The 19,854-nt window shown below is 66.0% G+C and carries 22 protein-coding genes; 6 read left to right on the plus strand and 16 right to left on the minus strand.

What is annotated here, in order from left to right; all coding sequences use genetic code 11:
• Window positions 1-3: 3 nt before the first annotated feature.
• The 3 genes from DU478_RS00740 to DU478_RS00750 are packed head-to-tail and all read right to left on the minus strand — an operon-like array spanning window position 4 to window position 3,292.
• Entirely contained in the window at window positions 4-1,242 is a 1,239-nt protein-coding gene (locus DU478_RS00740; protein ID WP_114509014.1) for an MFS transporter, read from the minus strand.
• Window positions 1,242-1,997 (minus strand): DUF1365 domain-containing protein, encoded by a 756-nt coding sequence (locus DU478_RS00745; protein ID WP_114509015.1) that lies wholly within the window; start codon window positions 1,995-1,997, stop codon window positions 1,242-1,244. Before DU478_RS00745 ends, DU478_RS00740 begins: the two co-directional genes overlap by 1 nt.
• On the minus strand, window positions 1,994-3,292 hold the full coding sequence (locus DU478_RS00750; protein WP_114509016.1) for an NAD(P)/FAD-dependent oxidoreductase: 1,299 nt from the start codon (window positions 3,290-3,292) through the stop codon (window positions 1,994-1,996). Before DU478_RS00750 ends, DU478_RS00745 begins: the two co-directional genes overlap by 4 nt.
• Window positions 3,293-3,574: 282 nt before the next feature.
• Here DU478_RS00750 and DU478_RS00755 point away from each other — a divergent pair, with 282 nt between their 5' ends.
• Window positions 3,575-4,090, plus strand: coding sequence for a sigma-70 family RNA polymerase sigma factor (locus DU478_RS00755; RefSeq protein ID WP_325048083.1), 516 nt, complete (start codon window positions 3,575-3,577; stop codon window positions 4,088-4,090).
• 5 nt (window positions 4,091-4,095) lie between these two features.
• Window positions 4,096-4,764, plus strand: a complete 669-nt coding sequence (locus DU478_RS00760; RefSeq protein ID WP_114509309.1) for a ChrR family anti-sigma-E factor — start codon at window positions 4,096-4,098, stop codon at window positions 4,762-4,764.
• An 18-nt stretch (window positions 4,765-4,782) separates the two neighbouring features.
• Here DU478_RS00760 and smpB read toward each other — a convergent pair whose 3' ends face one another.
• The 10 genes from smpB to DU478_RS00810 all read right to left on the minus strand — a co-directional run bounded on the left by smpB (window position 4,783) and on the right by DU478_RS00810 (window position 14,648).
• A complete protein-coding gene (gene smpB / locus DU478_RS00765) occupies window positions 4,783-5,262 on the minus strand; it encodes an SsrA-binding protein SmpB (RefSeq protein WP_114509017.1) in 480 nt (159 codons plus the stop codon).
• A 72-nt stretch (window positions 5,263-5,334) separates the two neighbouring features.
• The gene (locus DU478_RS00770; protein ID WP_114509018.1) at window positions 5,335-7,446 is read right to left on the minus strand and encodes a molybdopterin cofactor-binding domain-containing protein; all 2,112 of its coding nucleotides are present in this window, start codon (window positions 7,444-7,446) and stop codon (window positions 5,335-5,337) included.
• Complete coding sequence (locus DU478_RS00775) at window positions 7,443-7,895, minus strand: (2Fe-2S)-binding protein (RefSeq protein ID WP_114509019.1); 453 nt, start codon at window positions 7,893-7,895, stop codon at window positions 7,443-7,445. Before DU478_RS00775 ends, DU478_RS00770 begins: the two co-directional genes overlap by 4 nt.
• A complete protein-coding gene (locus DU478_RS00780) occupies window positions 7,892-8,371 on the minus strand; it encodes an OsmC family protein (protein WP_114509020.1) in 480 nt (159 codons plus the stop codon). The genes DU478_RS00775 and DU478_RS00780 overlap by 4 nt, the downstream gene beginning before the upstream one ends.
• Window positions 8,368-9,636 carry an LVIVD repeat-containing protein gene (locus DU478_RS00785; protein WP_114509021.1) on the minus strand — a complete coding sequence of 423 codons (1,269 nt, stop codon included), beginning with the start codon at window positions 9,634-9,636 and terminating at the stop codon, window positions 8,368-8,370. Before DU478_RS00785 ends, DU478_RS00780 begins: the two co-directional genes overlap by 4 nt.
• On the minus strand, window positions 9,633-11,165 hold the full coding sequence (locus DU478_RS00790) for a tripartite tricarboxylate transporter permease (RefSeq protein WP_114509022.1): 1,533 nt from the start codon (window positions 11,163-11,165) through the stop codon (window positions 9,633-9,635). Before DU478_RS00790 ends, DU478_RS00785 begins: the two co-directional genes overlap by 4 nt.
• Entirely contained in the window at window positions 11,158-11,670 is a 513-nt protein-coding gene (locus DU478_RS00795) for a tripartite tricarboxylate transporter TctB family protein (protein ID WP_158545721.1), read from the minus strand. The genes DU478_RS00790 and DU478_RS00795 overlap by 8 nt, the downstream gene beginning before the upstream one ends.
• 75 nt (window positions 11,671-11,745) lie before the next feature.
• The gene (locus DU478_RS00800; protein WP_114509024.1) at window positions 11,746-12,747 is read right to left on the minus strand and encodes a Bug family tripartite tricarboxylate transporter substrate binding protein; all 1,002 of its coding nucleotides are present in this window, start codon (window positions 12,745-12,747) and stop codon (window positions 11,746-11,748) included.
• A gap of 155 nt (window positions 12,748-12,902) precedes the next feature.
• Window positions 12,903-13,907 (minus strand): substrate-binding domain-containing protein, encoded by a 1,005-nt coding sequence (locus DU478_RS00805; protein ID WP_114509025.1) that lies wholly within the window; start codon window positions 13,905-13,907, stop codon window positions 12,903-12,905.
• Window positions 13,908-13,961: 54 nt separating this feature from the next.
• Window positions 13,962-14,648, minus strand: a complete 687-nt coding sequence (locus tag DU478_RS00810) for a fumarylacetoacetate hydrolase family protein (RefSeq protein WP_114509026.1) — start codon at window positions 14,646-14,648, stop codon at window positions 13,962-13,964.
• A gap of 168 nt (window positions 14,649-14,816) precedes the next feature.
• On the opposite strand from DU478_RS00810, the gene DU478_RS00815 reads away from it, so the two are divergent.
• Window positions 14,817-15,506, plus strand: coding sequence for a FadR/GntR family transcriptional regulator (locus DU478_RS00815; RefSeq protein ID WP_233501073.1), 690 nt, complete (start codon window positions 14,817-14,819; stop codon window positions 15,504-15,506).
• Window positions 15,507-15,679: 173 nt separating this feature from the next.
• Here DU478_RS00815 and DU478_RS00820 read toward each other — a convergent pair whose 3' ends face one another.
• From DU478_RS00820 to DU478_RS00830, 3 genes are read right to left on the minus strand one after another with little or no spacing between them, the layout of a single operon-like run.
• Window positions 15,680-16,288, minus strand: a complete 609-nt coding sequence (locus DU478_RS00820; RefSeq protein WP_114509027.1) for a MotE family protein — start codon at window positions 16,286-16,288, stop codon at window positions 15,680-15,682.
• Window positions 16,285-16,653: a hypothetical protein gene (locus tag DU478_RS00825; RefSeq protein WP_114509028.1), complete on the minus strand. Its 369-nt coding sequence runs from the start codon at window positions 16,651-16,653 to the stop codon at window positions 16,285-16,287. Before DU478_RS00825 ends, DU478_RS00820 begins: the two co-directional genes overlap by 4 nt.
• Before the next feature lie 12 nt (window positions 16,654-16,665).
• Complete coding sequence (locus tag DU478_RS00830; protein ID WP_114509029.1) at window positions 16,666-17,190, minus strand: flagellar basal body-associated FliL family protein; 525 nt, start codon at window positions 17,188-17,190, stop codon at window positions 16,666-16,668.
• Between the two features lie 129 nt (window positions 17,191-17,319).
• On the opposite strand from DU478_RS00830, the gene fliF reads away from it, so the two are divergent.
• The 3 genes from fliF to DU478_RS00845 are packed head-to-tail and all read left to right on the plus strand — an operon-like array spanning window position 17,320 to window position 19,854.
• A complete protein-coding gene (gene fliF, locus DU478_RS00835) occupies window positions 17,320-18,966 on the plus strand; it encodes a flagellar basal-body MS-ring/collar protein FliF (RefSeq protein WP_114509030.1) in 1,647 nt (548 codons plus the stop codon).
• Entirely contained in the window at window positions 18,966-19,568 is a 603-nt protein-coding gene (locus DU478_RS00840) for a FliH/SctL family protein (protein ID WP_233501074.1), read from the plus strand. The genes fliF and DU478_RS00840 overlap by 1 nt, the downstream gene beginning before the upstream one ends.
• Window positions 19,561-19,854 carry a FliM/FliN family flagellar motor switch protein gene (locus DU478_RS00845; RefSeq protein WP_114509032.1) on the plus strand — a complete coding sequence of 98 codons (294 nt, stop codon included), beginning with the start codon at window positions 19,561-19,563 and terminating at the stop codon, window positions 19,852-19,854. The genes DU478_RS00840 and DU478_RS00845 overlap by 8 nt, the downstream gene beginning before the upstream one ends.

A 19,854-nucleotide genomic window follows, 5' to 3' on the forward strand; every position in this document is an offset into this window, starting at 1 on the left:
GGATCAATCCTTTTGCACGGGCGTGACGATCAGCAGCGCGAACGCCACGAGTTTCAGAACGCAGGGCACCGCCGCATACAGCAGGCTGAGCGTCCAGAGCGCCTGCTCCGAATTCTCGGCCCCGGATTCGAAGCCTGCCGCTTCCAGTGTGGGAAGTAGCGCGGCGGCGGCGAAGGCCAGCGTGAATTTCGAGACGAAGGACCAGAGCGCGAATCCCTCGGTGGCGTTGGGGGCGATGATCTCCATCCGCCGGGCGAAGATCGCGGGCAAGAGCGTCAAGTCGGCCCCCAGAGCCGCGCCCGACGCAAGGCAGATGAGCGCGAAGGCAATCGTGTCGCCGGTGCCCAGCAGCAGCGCGAAGCTGAAGGCGACGATGGCCAGTACCATCGCGGCCAGCAGCGCCTTTTTTGCGCCGATTCGTTCGGCGATCATGCCCCAGACGGGCGCCGCGCCCGCTGCCGAGATGAAAAAGAGCAGCAGCAGCGGCCCTTCCCAGCCGGGCGCATCCAGACGGCTTTCGACGAAGAACAGAAACAGGGTCGAGGTGACCGCGACGGGCGCCGCATTGGCCAAAGCCACCAACAGCAATTTGCGCGACACCGGATCGCGCAGCACCGGGCCGAAGCCGCCGGAGTCCAGCTCCAGCGCGCGCCCCCATTCGGGACGCATGAGCCAGGCTGCCACGGCGCAGAACACCGCGAAGACCGCCGCAAACCCGGCAAAGGGCGGCAGGCCCAGGTACTCGAACGCAGCGGGCAGCACCGACGCGATGCAGACGCCGATCAGCCCGCCGGTTTCGCGCCACCGCGCCAGCCGCAGATGGCCCCGTCCTTGCTTGTCCAGTTCTCCGGCCTTGGCGACTCCGCGGGCGTAGAAGTTGATGGTCAGAAAGCTGTAGGCAGAGAACACCAGCGTCAGCATCCCCGCGAACCACCAGAGCGGGTCGATCGGCGGCGCGACGGCGAAGAGCCCCAGCATCGCGGCCCCCATGACCGCCACTGCCAGCGACACCGCCAGCGCCTGCTGGCGCCGCAGCGCCTCGGCCAGCCGACCAAGCAAGGGGTCCTGCACCACGTCGATGAGCCGGAGCGCGAACAGCACGGTGCCGAGCGCGCCAAGGCTAACCGCATATTCGTCGACGTAGAATTTCGGCGCGTGGATGTAGATCGGCAGGCCGGCGGCAGCCAGAACGCCCGCGAAGACCGCAAAGCCGGGCAGGTTGCCGACAGCACTGCGCGCCATCAGGACACTTCGCGGTTCGGTGGCACCGGGCGGGGCCGGTAGCGCGCCCCCTTCCACCAGAGCTTCAGCGCCTGCCAGTGGATCAGCCCCAGCACCCGCCGCGATCCCAGCGGGCGGCGCAGGGCGGCGGCAAGGATGCCGCGGTTGCGCAAAGGTCTGCGCGGGCCGGTCAGGGTGGCGATCAGCCCGTCTTCGCCTTCGGAAAAGTCGATCCAGATGCCGATGCGGTCCGGCCGGATGTCGAAACGAAATTCGTAACCGCCCGCGATGCGCTGGAACGGAGAAACATGGAAAATCTTCTTAGCACGCAGCCGGTCATCGGCGGTGATAACGCTGCCATTGTCCTTGTGGCACAGATAGGAATGGCGGTCGCCGAAGGTGTTGCTGACCTCCGCGATCACCGCGCGCAGGCCGCCATCCTCGTCATGGGCAAGCCAGAACGACACCGGGTTGAACACGTGCCCCAGCATCCGCGGCTGCGCCAGCAGCAGCAGCTGGCCCGGCGCGCGCACCTGGTGCGCCTGCAGCACGTCGCGCGCCCAGGCAGCCCCGCGCCCGTCCCGGGGCGGACCGCCATGGTCGCGGTCGTGCAGAGACACGAAGTTGCCGCCGTTGCGGGAAAAGAGCGCAGGGCCGCGTGTCCTTGCCTCGGCATCCAGCAGGACGAAATCCACGCCGTAGCGAAAGGCATTGGCGATGGCCCCCTTGCGGCCGTGATAGGTGTGGCCCGCGATATGATCGACGCGCGCCGTCACGCCGCCGCGGCCCGGGCCGCGCTGCGGGCCCGCAGCGCCTCTGCCACGTCGAGCGCGCTGCTCAGCCCGTCCTCGTGAAAGCCGTTCTTCATCCAGGCGCCGCAGAACCAGGTGTTCTGCCGGCCGTTCATCGCCCGCACCAGTTCCTGCGCTTCGAGCGCGGCAAGGTCGTAGACCGGGTGGCGCAGCACCGTTTCGTCGTAGATCAGATCTTCGCGGATCGGACGGGTGGTGTTGAGCGTGACGAACATGGGATCGTCCTTGGGGATCGGCTGCAGGCTGTTCATCCAGTAGGTGAGGTCGATGCGGTTCAGCTCTTTACGCTCGGTCTCGGTATAGTTCCACGACGACCAGCAAACCCGTCGTTTGGGCATGACGCTTTCGTCCGCATGCAGCACCACGCGGTTGGGCTGGTAGGCGACGGCGCCCAGCGCGCGGCGTTCGGTATCGTCGGCATCGCTCAGCATCCGCAGCGAGTCGTCGGAATGGGTGGCAAAGATCACCTCGTCGAAGGTCTGCCAGTCGGCGCCATGGGTCTTGATCGCGACGCCGGCGCCGGTGCGGCGGACGGCATCGACCGCCGTGCCGAGCCGCAGCGTCACACCGCGTGCCTGCATCGCCGCACCGAGCCGGTTCACGTATTCCACCGATCCGCCCTGCACCGTGTACCACTGGTGCTGACCCGAATAGTTCAGCAGCGCGTGGTTTTCGAAGAACTGGACCAGCGCATGCGCCGGGAAATCGAGCACCTTCTGCGTCGGAGTCGACCAGATCGCACCCGACAGCGGCAAGAGGTAATAGTCGCGGAACCAGTCGCCGGTGCCGAGTCCGTCGAGGAAATCGCCAAGAGACACGGTGCGGTCGCGCGCCCGGTCGACCGCCTTGGCGTTGAAACGGAAGATATCGCGGATCATCCCGAGGAATTTCGGATTGAGAGCGTTTTTCTTTTGCGCAAACGTCGCCTGGGCACTGGCCAGACCGTATTCCAGCCGGCCACCGCGCAACGAGGCGCCGAAGCTCATGGTGGAAGGCGTCACAGGCACGTCTAGGTCGGCAAAGAGCCGCGCCATGATCGGATAGTTGGCGTAGTTGAAGACGATGAACCCGGTATCGACCGGCTGATCGCCGCGCTTGCCGGCCGCCTTGGTCCGCGCGTGGCCGCCCAGCCGCGGTTCGGCCTCGAACAGGGTCACGTCGTGATCGTCGCCCAGCATGTACGCCGCCCCCATCCCCGAGATTCCGGCACCGATGACGGCAATGTGTCTGCGCGCGCCGGCGCTGGGATCAAAGGGCATGAAGGACGGGTCTCCGGACGGTTTCAGCTTGCCTGTAGTAACGGGTACGCTTGTCAGAGAGTTTTGGATGAAAAAAGAAAAAACGGGTGTCGGAGTGATCCATTCATGGCAGCGGCGCGTATCCGTCACATGTTACGCACTCAGATATCTGCCTTTGGCTCTGCTCCGGCGCCGGTTCTGCCGCGCGCCGCGGCCAAGCATCCAGAGCGCATCAGTCGGAGAGCGGAGAGTATCACGGTGACCGACCCCAAGCCTGACGCGAGGCCCGGATGGGTGGATCAGATGATCCGCGTCCGAGACGACCGCAGCGAAGACGACTTCGTGGCCCTGTTCGATCATTTCGCGCCGCGGGTGAAGGCCTTTTTGATGCGGTCGGGGTCCGATGCGTCGCTGGCAGAGGAATGCGCGCAAGAGGTGATGGTCACGGTCTGGAACAAGGCGCACATGTTCGATCCGGGGCGTGCCAGTGTCGCCACCTGGATCTTCACCATCGCCCGAAACAAGAAGATCGACGTGCTGCGCAGGCAGCGCCGTCCCGAGCCCGAGGACTTGCCCTGGGGTCCGGAACCGGAACCAGACCAGACCGAAGTGCTGGCCCTTCAGCAGGAAACCGAAACGCTGGGAGAGGCACTGGCCGCCCTGCCCGACAAGCAGCGACAACTGATCGAGAAAGCCTATTTCGGCGATCTCACCCATTCCGAGATCGCTGCCGAAACCGGCCTGCCGCTTGGCACGATCAAATCCCGAATCCGGCTGGCGCTGGACCGCCTGCGCCATGCCATGCAACAGAAACAGTGACCGACATGACCGAACCGACGCACCACCTGACCCCGCAGCTTCTCATGGCCTATTCCGCAGGCACGCTGCCCGAGGCCTTCGACCTGATCGTCGCGTCCCACGTGTCGCTCTGCGATACCTGCCGGGCAGAGCTTGCCAGTTACGACGCCGTCGGCGGCGCGCTGCTCGAGGCGGAAACCGATGGTTTCCGCGGGATCGAGCTTGATGCGTCAAGCCGGAGCGACGTTCTTGCCGCCATTCGCAACGAGGAACCTGCCGCCCCCGCGCCCGCGCCCGCACCGAAATGCGGCGATCCGAGAGTGCCCACACCGCTCGCGCCTTATATTGGCGGGGGTCTGGACACCGTAAAGTGGCGGTCCGTCGGCATGGGCGTGAAACAGTCGATCCTGCCGACCTCACCCGGCGCCACGGCGCGGCTGCTTTACATTCCTGCCGGGACGGCAGTGCCCGACCATGGCCACAACGGCACCGAGGTGACTTTGGTGCTGAAAGGCGCGTTCGAGGATGAAGACGGCCGCTTTGCCCGCGGCGACGTGGAGGTGGCGACCGAAGAGCTGAATCATACGCCGGTCGCGGATATCTCGGAGGATTGCATCTGCCTCGCCGTCACCGACGCACCCCTGCGGTTCAAGGGACTGCTGCCGCGCCTCGCGCAGCCGTTCCTGAAAATCTGAGGACGCCCGCCGCCGCGCTCAGCCGTGCTGGCGCAGCAGGCGGTTCTTCTGGCGGTTCCAGTCGCGCTTGGCCTCGGTTTCGCGCTTGTCGTGGTTCTTCTTGCCCTTGGCGACGCCGATCTTCACCTTCGCCGTGCCCTTGTGATTGAAGTACAGGACCAGCGGCACCAGCGTCATACCCTTGCGCTGCGTGTCGTTCCACAGCCGCGCCAGTTCCTTCCGGCTGACCAGCAGCTTGCGGCGGCGGCGTTCCTCGTGCTTGAACATCGCCTTCTCGTAGGGCGCGATGTAGGAGTTCACCAGCCACAGCTCGCCCTCTTCCACCGCCGCGTAGCTTTCGGCGATGTTGGCGGAGTTCTCGCGCAGGGACTTGACCTCGGACCCTTGCAGGACGATCCCGCATTCGAGATCGTCCTCGATCGCGTAGTCGTACCGCGCGCGCCGGTTTTCGGCGATCACACGGTAGTTCGGATCGGTCTTTGTCTTGTCCTTGGCCATGGCCTGCGTACCTAGCGTTCGGGGTCTGCCCTGTCCATCCCAGATAGGCGCGGGCGCCGTCCGCTCCAAGGGTCACGCGTTGGCGGCGGCCTGCATGATCGCATCGGCGGTGAACGGCAGACGGCGCAGGCGCATGCCCATGGCGTCGTGCACGGCGTTGGCGATGGCCGCCACGGTCGGGCCGGGACTGGCCTCGCCCGCGCCCAGCGGGCGTTCGGTGGGCTGGTCGAGCACATGCACGTCCATCGTCGGCAGGTTGTCGAAGCGCAGCACCGGGTAGCTGTCCCAGTCGAGCGAGGTGACGCCGTCGCGGTCCCACTGCACCTCTTCGCACAGCGCCCAGCTGGCGCCCTGGATCACCCCGCCTTCGAGTTGCGCGATGAGGCCCGCAAGGTCCACCACCCGGCCCGCATCGGCGACCATCACGGCCCGGTCAAGCTTGACCTCGGCAAGGTCCGTCACGGTCACGTCGATGCAGAGGCCGACGCGCGTCATGGCGTTCTTGTACTGCGCATAGGCGATGCCGCGGCCCTGTCCCTCTGCGGTTGCGGACAGGTCCGCGATCCGGTCGCGCAACGTCTCCAGCACCGCAATGGCGCGGGGATCGTCCAGTTGCGCCAAGCGATAGGCGATGGGATCTTCGCCAGCGGCGATGGCAAGGTCGTCCATGCTCGATTCCAGCGCGAAGACATTGGCGACAGCACCGAGGCACCGGAGGGCCGAGGTACGGTGCGGCAGACCGGTGACGAGGTTCTTGACCAGCCGTCGCTCGGCGAAGGTGTAGATCGGGTCGAGGTTGCGATGCATCCCGCCCTCGCGGTTCATGTTGGGCGTGCCGGGCTGTGCCGGGATCGGATCGGCCAGATGGCGGTTCGAAACCAGCCGCGACGGGCCGACGCGGTTCGGGCCGGGGCGCGGGCGGCCGCGGTGGGTATCGGAGAACGCCTCGGCCGACCAGCTTGCGACGCGGCCCTGCTCCAGCGTCGCCGCCACCTCGACCGCCATGGCGGGGGCGAACGGCTCCCAGCCGTGTTCCTCGGCCCGGGTCCATTTCAGCAGGATCGGCGTATCGGGGATCGCCCGCGCCACCAGAGCCGCCTCGAAGGCCGCGTCGTCCGCGCCGTTATGTCCGTAACAGCCGGACCCCGGCACGTGGGTGAGCACCACCTTGTCCTCGGACAGGCCGAAACTGTCGGAGATGCTGATGCGCAGGGGATAGATGCCCTGGCTGTGGGTCTTGATGTCCAGCGTCTCGCCATCCCAGACCGCCATCGCCGCAGAGGGGCCGAGCGCGGCGTGCATGAGGTAGGGTTTCTCAAAGCGCGCGGTGTAGTCAGGCGCGTCCGGCGGATCGGGCACCGGCTCTTCCAGCGGCTGGCCCTTGTCCACGGGCAGGCGGGTGCTGGCGTTGTCGCGGGTGAGTTTTTCGAAAACGTCGATGTTGGGAAAATCCGGCGCGTCCCAGTCGCAGGCGCGGGCCAGCCGTTCGGCGGCGCGGATCACCGGCCATTCGCGCGGCCCAGCAACGGCAAGGAAACTGCCGTCTCGCACTAGCCGCAGGCCCTTGTCGTCCAGCGCGGAAATTTCATCCTCGGGAATACTTCTCAGCCGCGCATGTGCGTGCGGCGGGCGGATCACCCGGGCGTGCAACATGCCCGGCGCGTCGAGGTCGTGCACGAAGGTGAAGGTACCGCGCACCATCTCTGCCAAGCCCAGCATCGGCGCGCTGGGGGCCGTGTCACGGGCTGTCAACTTGGCGACTTTGGGATCGACGGCCAGATCAGCATCGATGCTGTCCATCAGGTCCAGCAGGTCCAGCGGATCGTTGCTGCCGGGACGTCGCAGAAGGCCATCGTCGAGCGTCCAGTCTTCCGGATCACCACCGCTGCGATCCACGGCCGCGGCGATCAGCGCGCGGCGCAGGGTGGCCGCGGCACAGCGGATGGCGTGCCCCGACTGTTCGACCGAATTGCTGCCCGAAGTGATGCCCTCGTCCGGACTGTCCGCCGTGGTGACGGGCGCCAGCGCGATCCGGTCGGACGGCAGATGCAACTCGTCCCGCACGATCTGAACCAGCGCCGAGCTGATGCGCTGGCCGATATCGACTTTGCCGGTGCGGATTTGCAGCCGGTCGCCATCGCGCCGCAACCAGTCGCGCAGAAGCGGATGCGCCTTCAGGCTCATGCCTTGGCCTCCTCCACCGCGCGCAGCACGCGGGGATGCGAGCCGCAGCGGCAGATGTTGGGCGCCAGCGCGTCTTTCACGGTTTTCGTGTCCGCGTCGGGGTTGCGTTGCAACAGCGCAGTCACGGCGACGACCAACCCGGCGGTGCAATAGCCGCATTGCGCGGCGGTGTGGCTGACGAACGCCGCTTGCACGCGCGCGCCAGTGGGGTCGTCCGCCAGCCCTTCGACAGTGGTGATCTCCTTGCCGCCGAAGGTGTCGGCGGGGGACACGCAGCTTGGCACCGCTTCGCCGTCGACCAGCACCATGCAGGCGCCGCATTGCTCCAGCCCGCAGCCCAGTTTCGCGCCCTTGAGGCCCAGCTCGTCGCGCAGCACATAGATCAGCGGCGTGTCGGGTTCGGATGTGACCGCAACCTCCGCGCCATTGATGCGCAGGGTCAGGCTCATGGGGCCACACGCTCCCAGTGCATCTGCACGTCCACGTCGGCGGCCTTGAACAGGTTCATCACGGGGCAACGGTATTCGACGTTCCTGATCAGCCGTTCGAACCGCTCTTCGGGTTCGTCGGTATGGACGCGGATGCGCAGCTTGACCCAGTTGAAATAGGGCCGCACGCCCTGCACACCGCGGCTGCCGCGCTGATCGACCTCGCCATCGCCCTCCATGTCCACCGCCGTGTAACTGAAATTCATCGCCTCGGCGCAGCGGTTGATGATGACGCCCTCGCAGCCCATGAGCGACGACAACGTCAGTTCCAGCGGCGTCGGGCCCGTGTTGGTGCCCTTCTCATCGGTCACGACGATATGGTCGCGCACCATCATCACCGACCGCGTCGAGGCCTCGTTACGGGCGCTGACGCGGCGGATACCGAGCGCCTTGGTGTTCGGATCGACAGAAGGCGGCAGAAGGTCGGAATCGCTCATAGGGTCATCTCCAGGATTTCGAGCCCGTTGCTTCGGTCAAGCAGGTAGATCAGGCCGTTCTCGTCAACGTCCACGTCGTTCGACTGCGGCGGCGTGCCGTCGGCGCCGGGCACCATGTAATGCGCGACCTCCACCGGCAGGTAGGGGTCGGCCACGTCCAGCACCCGCAACCCGCCTGCGAACCAGGTGGCATAGACCAGCGTGCCGTCGAGTTTTTCGCGGAACTGGTGCCCTCCGAAGCGCACGCCGGGCTGGCCGATCCACGGGCAGACGCGTTCGCTGAGGTCCCAGGCGGCGATGGGCTCCATCTTGTCCATGTCGGTGACGTCCACGATCCAGATGAACCCGTGCAGGCGCCCGGGTTTATGGTCGTGTTCCTCGTCGATGCAGACCGCGTATCGCCGACCGTTGATCTCCTGCTCCAGCGGCATGATCGTATGCGTGGGTTCGGGGATCGCGTCCGGGAAACGGTAGCTGCCCTTGAGCTTGAGGTCCGTCATGTCGCTGCAATCGAGCACCCGGTAGCCGGCGTGCCAGTAGGCCGCCCAAAGCTCGTCGCCGCAGCGCATGGCGTGGTGCAGGCGGTGGCCATACCCCTGCCAGGTCGGTGTCTCTCCGCCCGCGACGTGCTGGCCCGGGATGTGCCAGCGCGACACTTCCTTGGGCAGGCTGGGGTCGCTCAGGTCGTAGACCACGAGGATGTTGCCGACATAGCCCTCCATCTCGGTCGAGATGTAGGCGTAGTTCTCGTCCATATCGAAGCGGTGCACGCCGAAGCCGTGGGTCTTGACGTAGGACAGCAGCCGCGGGTTGGTCTTGTCCGAGATGTCCCAGACGCGGAACCCGCCGGAGTGGTAGCCGCGCGCCGACGCCTCTTCGAGCAGCGGGATGTCGCCCGGCGTCACGCCGAGTACCGCCGCGATCTGGTCGTCGGTGGCGTCCGGCCCAAGTTCTTCGCGCAAGGCCGGAATCTTTTCGCCCTTGCGCAGGAAATGGCGGCGGTCCATCTCGACGTTGGTGATCATCAGGTTGCCGGCGACCCGCACCTTGTGGGTGTGGGAAAAGTCGTCGGGCGGTTCCACATTTGCCACGACCATCGGGTTCGCGGGGTCGCGGACGTCGATGATCGAGGTGCCCATCGGCGGCTTCATGTGGCCGATATAGGCATAGCCGTCCTGCACCACGACCTGCCCGCCGCCCTGCGTTTCCAGATGGCCGACGCGGCGGATGTTACGCGTCAGCTGATAGTCGACCTCCATCTTCATTGGATCGGAATCTCCTCTTGGTCTTTTTGGGCATTCTTCTTGCGCCGCATGTCGAGCCAGATCGGCACGACCAGCGACAGGACGAGGCCGACCCACAGGATGTTGCCCAGCGTCGACGAGAACAGGATCGAAATGTCGCCGTCGGATTTCTTGAGGCTCCAGAGGAAGTAACGCTCAAGCAGCGGCCCGAGGATCACCCCGATCAGGATCGCCGCGACGTGATAACCGGTGCGGCGGGCGATGTAGCCGAGCACGCCGAAGGCCAGCGCCAGGTACATGTCGAACATGTATTCGCGGGGCACGAAGGCACCCACCAGCGTGAAGGAAATGATCATCGGCGCGAGGTAGATCGTCGGCACCGTGGTCACCCGGCTCATGTAGCGCGACAGCGGCAGGATCGTCAGGATCATCAGGAAGTAGCTGACCGCCATGGCCATGAACATGCCGTAGCCGACCTTGGGGCTTTCCTCGAACAGCGACGGGCCAAAGCTCACGCCGTGGAACTGCATCACCACCAGCATGATCGCCGCGGTGGCTCCGCCCGGGATGCCCAGCACCAGAAGCGGCACGAGCGTGCCGGAGGTCACGCCGTTGTTGGCGGATTCCGGCGCGATCAGGCCTTCGGGATGACCGGTGCCGTATTTCTCGGGCGTCTTGGAAAAGCTGCGCGACTGCTGGTAGGCGACGAAGCTTGCGATGGAGGCACCCGCGCCCGGGATCACACCGATCACCAGCCCGATGAGCGAGGTCCAGGTGATGTGCCACCAGCGCTTGAACGCGATGCCAACGCCTTCGAAGGTGGCGTGCCAGCTGGGCCGCGCCATGGCCTTTTGCGCGTCTTCGGTGATGATGAGGCGCTTCTCGATGATCATGAACGCCTCGGACACGGCGAAAAGACCGACCAGCGCCGGGATCAGCGGCACGCCGTCGTAAAGCTCCAGGAACCCGAAGGTGCCGCGCGGCGTGGCATAGACCACGTCGGTGCCGATGGAGCCGATCATCAGGCCGAGGAAGCCGGCGATCAGGCCCTTGAGCATGTCCTGCGCGGCGATGGAGGCGATAAGCGAAATGCCGAAGAGCATGACGACGATCATCTCGACCGAGTGCATGTAGAAGCCGACGCGCGCGAGCAACGGCATGGCCGCCAGCGCGATGATCGTGGTCAGAAGCCCGCCCAGCGAGGAGGCGACGAAGGTCATCGCCAGCGCCTGCTGGCCCTTGCCCTGCTTGGTCATCGGATAGCCGTCCAGCGGCGTCGCCGCAGCCCCCGCGGTGCCGGGAATGTTGACCAGGATCGCGGGAATGCCCGCCCCCATCCGGGCCGAACAGTAGAGCGAGACCATGAAGATCAGGCCCGTCTCGAGGCTCATCGACAGGGTCAGCGGCATCAGGATGATGATCGTGTTGGCCGCCGAAAAGCCGGGGATGCCGCCGACGATCAGGCCAAGGAAGATCGTGGGCACGATGACCCACCAGAACGAGATCGTCTCGAAAAAGACCTCGGTGAGGATGGTCGCCGTGTCACCCATTGGCGATCACCGCCTGCATTACGCCTTCGAACCAGCCGCGCGGAAAGCGCGTATCGAAAGCCCAGATGAACACCGCCCAGCCGCCCAGGGCCATGACGGCCGAGATCGCGACGATCAGCAGCGGGCTCTTGCCCTTGCTGAGTATGATCATGCTGAGCGCCAGGAACAGGAAGGTGGTGAGGGTAAAGCCAAGCTGGTCGATGAAGACGCAGAAGGCCACCGTCGTTGCAATCAACCCGATCCGTCCGGTGCGCAAATCCTCAATGGAAAAGAGGTTGCCGACACCCAGCGATGCCTGCCCGCGGCTGAGCCAGAGGATCGCGCGCAGGAAGAACATCGCGCAGACCAGCAGCAGGATGCCGCCGACCATGAAAGCGCTGACCTGCGCGGTCCAAGGCGAATTCCAGATCGACGAGAAATAGTAGAGCGTGAAGGCCACGGCGAGCACGGGGATCACCAGCTCTCCGCCAAGCTGGCGCGGCGGGTCTTTGGGATCGAGGGGCATCGGGACGGTATCCTGTTGATTTCGGACGGTCATGGGATCGGGACGGCCCGAAGGCCGCCCCGCAAGCTGCGTCGCTTACGCGCCGGTGAGCAGCGGCTTGTAGCGTTCGCCCAGCTCCAGCATCGCGGCCATGAACTCAGCGCACTCCTCCACACCGCCGTAATTGAGGTATTCCGGCGTGCCCTTGGACGCCACATAGGCCTCCATCAACGCCGGATCCTCGAAGGTCTCCTTGAAGGTGCTTTGCAGCAGGTCGAACCGTTCGGGGTAATCGTCCGCGGCCTTCTGGTGGATCGCGAAGGCGCGCGAGGACAGCATCTCGGGCAGCGACATGTTGTAGGCGTCGTTGATGTTGGGCGCGTTATCGAGCCCCTCGCCCACCTTGTTCTCGCCGAAGACCAGCAGCGTCTTGACCGAATCCCCCGCGGCGATGACCGACCCTGAGGTCAGGACCGAGAAATCGACCTCTCCGGTGACCGCGCCGGCGACGGTGTTCTTGCCACCCGAGAGCGGGATGAGGTTGAACTCGATCCCCAGCTCTTCGCCCAAAGCCAGCAGGCCGATGGAGGCCGGATGCGCCATGCGGCTGGTGCCGACGTTCAGCTTGCGCTCTTTCGAAGCGGCGATGATGTCGTCCATGGTCTGCAGCGGGCTTTCGGCGCCCACGAACAAAGCACCCGGATCGGTGTCGACGCGCCCGAAGTAGAAATAATCCTCAAGCGGGAAGCTCGGCGGCTGCACCGCCCAGTTCAGCACCTCGGGCCCCATGTTGCCGAAGATCAGGTTGTATGCATCGGGTTCGTTCTTGCCCATGTAGATCTCGTAACCGACGCGGCCCGATGCGCCGGGAAAGAAGCCCGGTTCGAAATCGGTGCCCAGCTTTTCCTTCCAGACGCTGGTGAAGGCGCGGAAGTTGCGGTCGGCGCCGCCGCCCTCGCGCGTCGGGATCACGACGTTGATGTTGCCGCTGGGATAGTCCTGCGCCCGCACGATGCCCGGCAGGCCAAGCGTCATCGCCGATGCAGCGGCGCCGGTGCGCAGGAATCCGCGACGGTCCAGTTTGCGTGTCATGGTCATGTTGTCTCCTCCAACAGTTTTTCCGCGCTGTGACTTTGCCCCGGCGGTCCGCGCGCAGACCGGCGGGGTCTTTCTCACTGCTCGGGGCTCCTCCCCCTTGTCTTGGACGACGCACCGACCCTCCCAAATCGGTGCGTCGCGCCTCGGTGCGAGGCTTAGGTGTCCAGCACCGAGGGGTGAAACAGCGCCTCCGGGGCCACGCGGTCGCGTGCCAGGAACTGCTCCACCGAATAGCGGCTGACCGCGTCCAACTCGGCGCGGTTGGCGGCAAAGCCGTAACTCCAGTAATCCGAACCCATCGCCCGGATCGTCCGCTCCATGCTGGCACCCAACCAGGGCAGCGACAGGCGATTGGCATTGCCGAGCCAGAGCTTGCGCAGCCTGTCCAGCGCCAGGTCGCGGGCCTCGACAAAACCGTCGTAGAGCGCGCGCGGCAGCCAGGGATGCGCCTCGGCCAATGTCTTGCGCAGGCCGATCACATGCATGATCGGAAAGAAGCCGGTGCGCGCGTGGTAATCCTCTTCCGCCGCCTGGTAATCCGGAAACAGCCGCACAAGATCGGGATTGCCGTCCAGAAAAGCCTGCGGCGGTTTCGGCGCAAGCAGCCCGTCGATCTCTCCGCGCAACAGCAGGTCCTGCAGGGTCTCGCCCTCGTCGATCGGCTCGACTTTCATGCCGTCGGGCAGGTCGAGCGCCAGCCGTTCCCGGCGCACGCCCTGATCCAGCGCGCCGGTGCGCCAGTGGATGTCCTCGGCGCGCACGCCGAAGTCGTCACGCAGGATGCCACGCATCCAGAGCGCCGCCGTCATCTGGTATTCCGGCACGCCGATCCGCTTGCCGGCGAAATCCGCGGGGCTGTGGATGCCCGACCCGGCGCGCGCAAAGAAACCCTGGTGCCGGAAGGCGCGGCTGACGAAGGCCGGAATCGCCGTATAGGCGCCTTCGCCCCGCGAGGTCTGCAGCACATAGGACGAGATCGACATCTCGGTGATGTCGTGCGGTGCCGTGCTCACCGCCAGGGGAAACAGTTTCTGCGTGGTCTCGATCACGCTGTCCAGCCGCACCCCCGGCACCGCGACCCGCCCGTCGTGCAGGGCCATGACGCGGTCATGGTCCCAGCTGGCGAAGCTCAGCGCGAGAGGGGTGGCGACCTCTGTCATCCGTCCGTCACCCAGGGGATCGGTGCCGATATGCGCGTGGCAAATGTCACCGGATCACACCACCTTGACCGAGATCTCGCCCAGACCGTCGACCGCCAATTTCATCGTGTCGCCGCGCGACACCGGACCGACGCCTGATGGTGTTCCGGACAGGATCACGTCGCCCGGCGCCAGTTCGAAGTAGTCCGACAGGTAGGCGATCATTTCGGGCACCTTCCAGATCATCTGGTTCAGGTCGCCTTCCTGTCGCAGCTCGCCGTTCACATGCAGGGTGATCGCCCCTTCGGACGGGTGGCCGACCTTTTCGACAGGGTGAATCGGCCCGACCGGCGCCGACCGCTCGAACGCCTTGCCGATCTCCCACGGGCGGCCCATCTTCTTGGCGACGCCCTGCAGGTCGCGGCGGGTCATGTCCAGCGACAGCGCGTAGCCATAGACATGGTCCAGGGCGCTTTCGACCGGGATGTCCGTGCCGCCGGATTTCAGCATCACGGCGATTTCCGCCTCATGGTGCACATCCTCGGAATGCACCGGGTAGGGGAACTCGAGGCTGGGGTCGAGGTTGTCCGGGTTCTTCTGAAAGAAAAACGGCGGCTCGCGATCCGGGTCGTGACCCATCTCGACCGCGTGGGCAGCGTAGTTGCGGCCGATGCAGTAGACCCGGCGTACCGGGAATTTGGCATCGTTGCCGTCAACGGGAAGGCCGACCACAGGCGGCGTTTCGATCACGAAATCAGACATTCACCTCTCCACTGTCCAGATTCTTGGCGTTGCCCGAACCGTACCAATCTTTCAATCAATCGCAACCAATTTTATCGCGAGACGGTTTCGCCTTGAAAACTTCGCATGTTTTAGCGATGCTGCCAACCAATACGCGCCCTTTGGCTAACCAATTCAGGAGATTGCGCCGTGCTGACAAGCCCGGACATCTTGACCCGCTCGGATGCGATCGCCGCCTTGCGCGACTTCATCGAGGCCGGACGCTATGCGCCGGGCGACCGGTTGCCGCCCGAACGCGAGTTGATGGGAAGCCTGAACATGTCGCGCACCATTCTACGCAAGGCGCTCGACGCCTTGGAGCGCGAGGGAGCGATCTGGCGCCACGTGGGCAAGGGCACCTTCATCTCGGGATCGGTGTCGGCGGCGCAACCCAGCCTTGTCGCGGATATATCGCAGCAGCTGACTCCGGTCAAAATGATGCGTGCACGGCTGAGCATCGAGCCGGCCATCGCCCGCGAAGCCGCGGTGAACGCCTCGCCCGGCGCGATCCAGAGGATCCGCGATGCGGTCGAACGCGCGATGGAGGCGCCAACCTGGGAAGAATACGAACGGCAGGACGATTGCCTGCACCGCGCCATCGCCGAGGCGTCCGATAACATCATGCTGCTGTCCGTCTTCGATCACCTCAACCAGGTGCGCCGCGCGGTGGCCTGGAAAACCGTCATTCGCGGCACCGACCGGCCGCCCCGCGATCACACCAGTTTTGCCGAGCACCGCGAGATTGCCGCAGCCATCGCCGATTGCGATCCGGCCGGCGCACAGACGGCCATGCGCAGGCACATCGGCTCGGTCTCCGCGCGTCTGTTCGGAGACGTGTAACGGCGCTTCCCGCGCAACGTTCAGGCGGTTCGTCTACGACCCAGCCACGTCTTATCCGGGCCTGACCTTCTATAGAATTCCGTCAAAAGCCGCGCCCGCCAAATCCGTCTGGTCCGCGAGGCATAGTGCGGATGATGGCCGCTACCCCTGGGAAAATGCCCCGCCGAAACGCGCTATTCCTTCGGGACGTCGGCATTTCGCCCGGCCAGCACAACGCTGATCGTGTAGGCTGCGCGCGGGGTCAGTCCGGCCAGAATTGCCGCCGCCGCGTCCGGGCGCATCCGGCCCAGGAACCCTGCCGCAAAGTTCGGATCCATCTCTTCGAAAAGGGCGGCGGCCTGCTTGGGCTTCATGTTCGCATAGACATCCGTGAGCCGCGCGAGATCCTCTTCGGCAGCGCCATTGGCCAGGGCCAGCGTCGCGCGCAGGTTCGCTTCGGCCTCTTCGAGCGCCGCCATCTTGCGGTCGATTTCGGTTTCCGCCACGGACAGCGCCTGGATGCGGGTGCGCAGGTCGGTTTCCCGCTCTGCAATCCGGGCTTCGCGCTTGTCGAGCGCCGCGAGCATCGGAGCGATGTCCGCCTCTCCGGTACAGGTCTCCGGCGGCAGGTCGGAGGTTTCGACCGCCGGCGGCTCCAGCGTCTGGGCCGCGATGGCTTCGGTCGCGCCGGTGCCGATCCGCACCGCGGCCGAGGCGATCAGAAGCCCGCCGATGGCCGCGAGCGCCCCGCGTCCACGCCGAAACGCCCGGCGGCGTGGCGCCTCTTGCCGACGCGCGCTCATCGCGACGCTCCGCCCTGCGCGCGGCGCAGGAAAACCGGCTCGCCACCGCCGCTGTTATCCCTGGGCGGCGGGGCATCGCCCGTCGGCAGGTCATGCATCGACGCCACCATGAGCTCCAGCCGCTTGGCAACCTGCTCGGCCCGGTCCGTCAGCTGTGCCAGCGAGTCGGTCGATGCGCCGGCCGTCTTCTGCGCCGCCGCCAGCGTGCGGGTGAGGTCGTCGACCTGCGCCGACAGCACCGCGACCGCGCCGCCGACGCCGTTCTCCAGATCGTTGAACCGCGCCAGCCGGCGCGCCAGGACGAAACAGTAGAACCCGGCGCCCAGCGCCCCCGCAACGAGAAGGATGTCCGCAATCATCGCCATGTGTCAGTCCTCTCAGTTCAATACGAATTCCATCACCAGAAGGTCGCGCACCCGGCCCTCGCCGGTCACAAGCTGGATACGTCGCAGCATCTGGCCCCGCAGCCGGATCAGCGCCGACGGCCCCTGTACATCGGTCGGTTCCAGCGCCCGCAAGTAGCTGTTGAGAACGTCGATGACCCGCGGCAGGATGCTGCGGACCTCTTCAGCCTTGGCCGACGGCACCTCGAGATCCGCGCGGAAGATCAAGTGATCGGTCGCGGAACCTTCGCCCAGCGACACGACGATCTGCGGCAATTCGACAAAGGCCACATCCGGCAGCGGCGAGTCGGGACTGTCGTGATCCGCCTCGCCCGCGTGATCGCCGTCGGCCCCGTGATCGCCCGCCTCCGCCGATCCGCCCAGGCCGGAAATCATCCCCGAAAAGGCCGCGTAGAACCCGCCGGCACCGCCCGCAAGCGCCAGCACCAGCCCGATGATCAGGGGCAGTTTCGACGGTTTCTTCGGGGCGTCTTCCTCTGGCGTGGCGGCATCCGACATGCACGGCCCTTTCCTGTTCCAAGGCTCTGTCGAGAGCTCTTTTAGCCAACAGGGACTAACGGCTTGTTAAGGCAGATGGGCCAAAGATGCCTCAAATCGAAAACGCCGGTTGAACGACGGAGGTAAGTCTTGCAGCAGCTCCTGACAGTCTGGAACGCCCTGGGTGCCCGCCGCCGTCTGCTGGTCATCGGCGCGAGCCTGGCGATGTTTGCTGCGGTTCTCGGCCTGTCGCGCATGGCCGCCGCGCCGAACATGACCTTGCTCTATGCCGGGCTCGAATCGGGCGCCGCGGGCGAGGTCGTGAGCGCCCTGGAACAGCGCGGCGTGCCCTACGAGGTGCGCGGCGGTGCGATCTTCGTGCCGGGGACAGAGCGGGACGCGCTGCGCCTCACCCTGGCGAGCGAGGGGCTGCCGTCGAATTCCACGCAGGGCTACGAACTGCTCGACGGCCTCTCGGGCTTCGGCACCACGTCGCAGATGTTCGATGCCGCCTACTGGCGCGCGAAAGAGGGCGAACTGGCCCGCACCATCGTCGCCAGCCGGCACATCACAAGCGCGCGCGTGCATATCGCCAATTCCGGCGCCAATCCGTTCCAGCGCGACGTGACCCCGACCGCCTCGATCAGCGTCACCACCACCGAGGCCGTGCTGGGCCCCGCGCAGGCGCGGGCGCTGCGCAACCTGGTCGCCTCCGCCGTGCCCGGCCTCGTCCCCGAAGAGGTGTCGGTGATCGACGGCAAGGGCGGGCTGATCGGCGGCGACGACGACCCGGGCACCGGCCCCAGCGCAGAGGACAAGGCCGACCAGCTCCGCGACCGTGTGCAAAGGCTGGTGGAGGCGCGCGTGGGCCAAGGCAACGCCGTGGTCGAGGTGAGCCTCGACACAGTGACTGAAAGCGAATCGATCCTCGAACGGCGCTTCGACCCGGAAAACCGCGTGATCATCAGCTCCGACACCGAAGAGACGACGAGCCAGAGCCAGGACACCGGCGGCGGCGATGTGACCGTAGCCTCCAACCTGCCCGATGGCGCCGCAGATGGCGGTGACAGCTCGTCCAGCCAGAATTCCGAAACCCGTGAGCGGCTGAACTTTGAAGTCTCTGAAACCACGCGCGAAATCACCCGTGCTCCGGGCGCGATCAAGCGGCTGACCGTCGCGGTCCTGGTCAATGGCAGCTACGCCACCGCCGCCGACGGCACACCGGAATTCGTTCCCATGCCCGAGGCGGAGATGACCGCCCTGCGCGACCTCGTCGCTTCTGCCGTGGGCTACGACGAATCGCGCGGAGACGAGATCACCCTGCGGTCCCTGCCCTTCGAAAAGCCGGACGGACTTGGCACCGAAGCGGTCGCGCCCGGCATGTTCAGCACCCCTGTGGACATGATGACGCTGATCCAGATGGGCATTCTCGCCTTCGTGGCGCTGGTGCTGGGCCTGTTCGTGGTCCGTCCGGTGCTTGCCGGTCCGCGCGCCGCCGCCCTGCCAGCGCCCGCACCCGCGCCTGCCCCCGACGGCGACTTCGACAGCTTTCCAATGGCCAGCGCAATGCCCGACGGCGCCGCCCTGACCGGAGAGATCGACCCGGAGCCCGGCATGGGAGGCAACCTGCCGATGCTGGCCGGCGGCGGGGGATTCGACGACTTCGGCATCGGCGACATGGACACCGATGCCGACGCCGACCCCGTCGACCGCCTGCGCCGCCTGATCGGCCAGCGTCGCGAGGAAACGGTCGAAATCCTGCGCAACTGGCTCGACGAATCGGAAGAGGTGCGGTGATGCTGCTGCGCGATCTGCTCGAGGATTTCAGCGCCCCGGCGCAACCGGCCGGCGCATCCACTGCGCCGGAACCGAGCGATTTCGATCTTGAAGGCGCAAAACTGCAAAGCTTTGAAGAGGGCTACAAGGCCGGTTGGGACGACGCGATTGCCGCGCAATCGGCGGACCAAAGCCGCATCGCCAGCGATTTCGCGCAGAACCTCCAGGATCTCTCCTTCACCTACCACGAAGCCTACAGCCACGTGATGAACGCGATGACGCCGCTGCTCGAAGAGATGGTGCGCTCTTTGCTGCCCGGCCTCGCGCGCGAAGCGCTGGGACTGCAGATCGTCGAACAGCTGCAGGACCGGGCCCGCGAGATCGGATCGCTCGCGGTCGAGATCAGCGTCGCCCCGCAGAACGTCGCCGCCATCGCGCCGCTCCTGGAGCGCGACTTCGGCTTTCCGCTGAACCTGCTGCCAAACGACACGCTTGGCGACGGCCAGGCGGACATCCGCTTCGGAGACTCCGAAAGCCAGGTGGACCTGACCGGCGTGCTGTCGAGCATCGACGAGGCCGTGCAGGGGTTCGCCCATGAAACCAGAAGGACTGCCCATGGATAACGCCGCCGACACCCCCGCCCCCCGGACCGAGGCCGCCGCCCCTTTGACCTCGGTGCCGATCGAGATCACCATTTCCGTGGGCCGGGCCCGTCCTCTGGTGCGTGACCTGCTGCGGCTCGACGAGGGATCGGTGCTGACCCTGGACAAGCGCATCGACGACCCGGTCGAACTCTACGTGGGCGACCGGCTCATTGCCATCGGCGCGCTCGAAGTGGTCGAAGGCGACGACAGCGGCCAGCTGGCCGTCCGCCTGACCGAAGTGGTCGATATCCAGACTCCGAGCTGA

Origin of the sequence: Thalassococcus profundi (genome assembly GCF_003344785.1) — a bacterium.
Taxonomy (GTDB): Bacteria; Pseudomonadota; Alphaproteobacteria; order Rhodobacterales; family Rhodobacteraceae; genus Puniceibacterium; species Puniceibacterium profundi.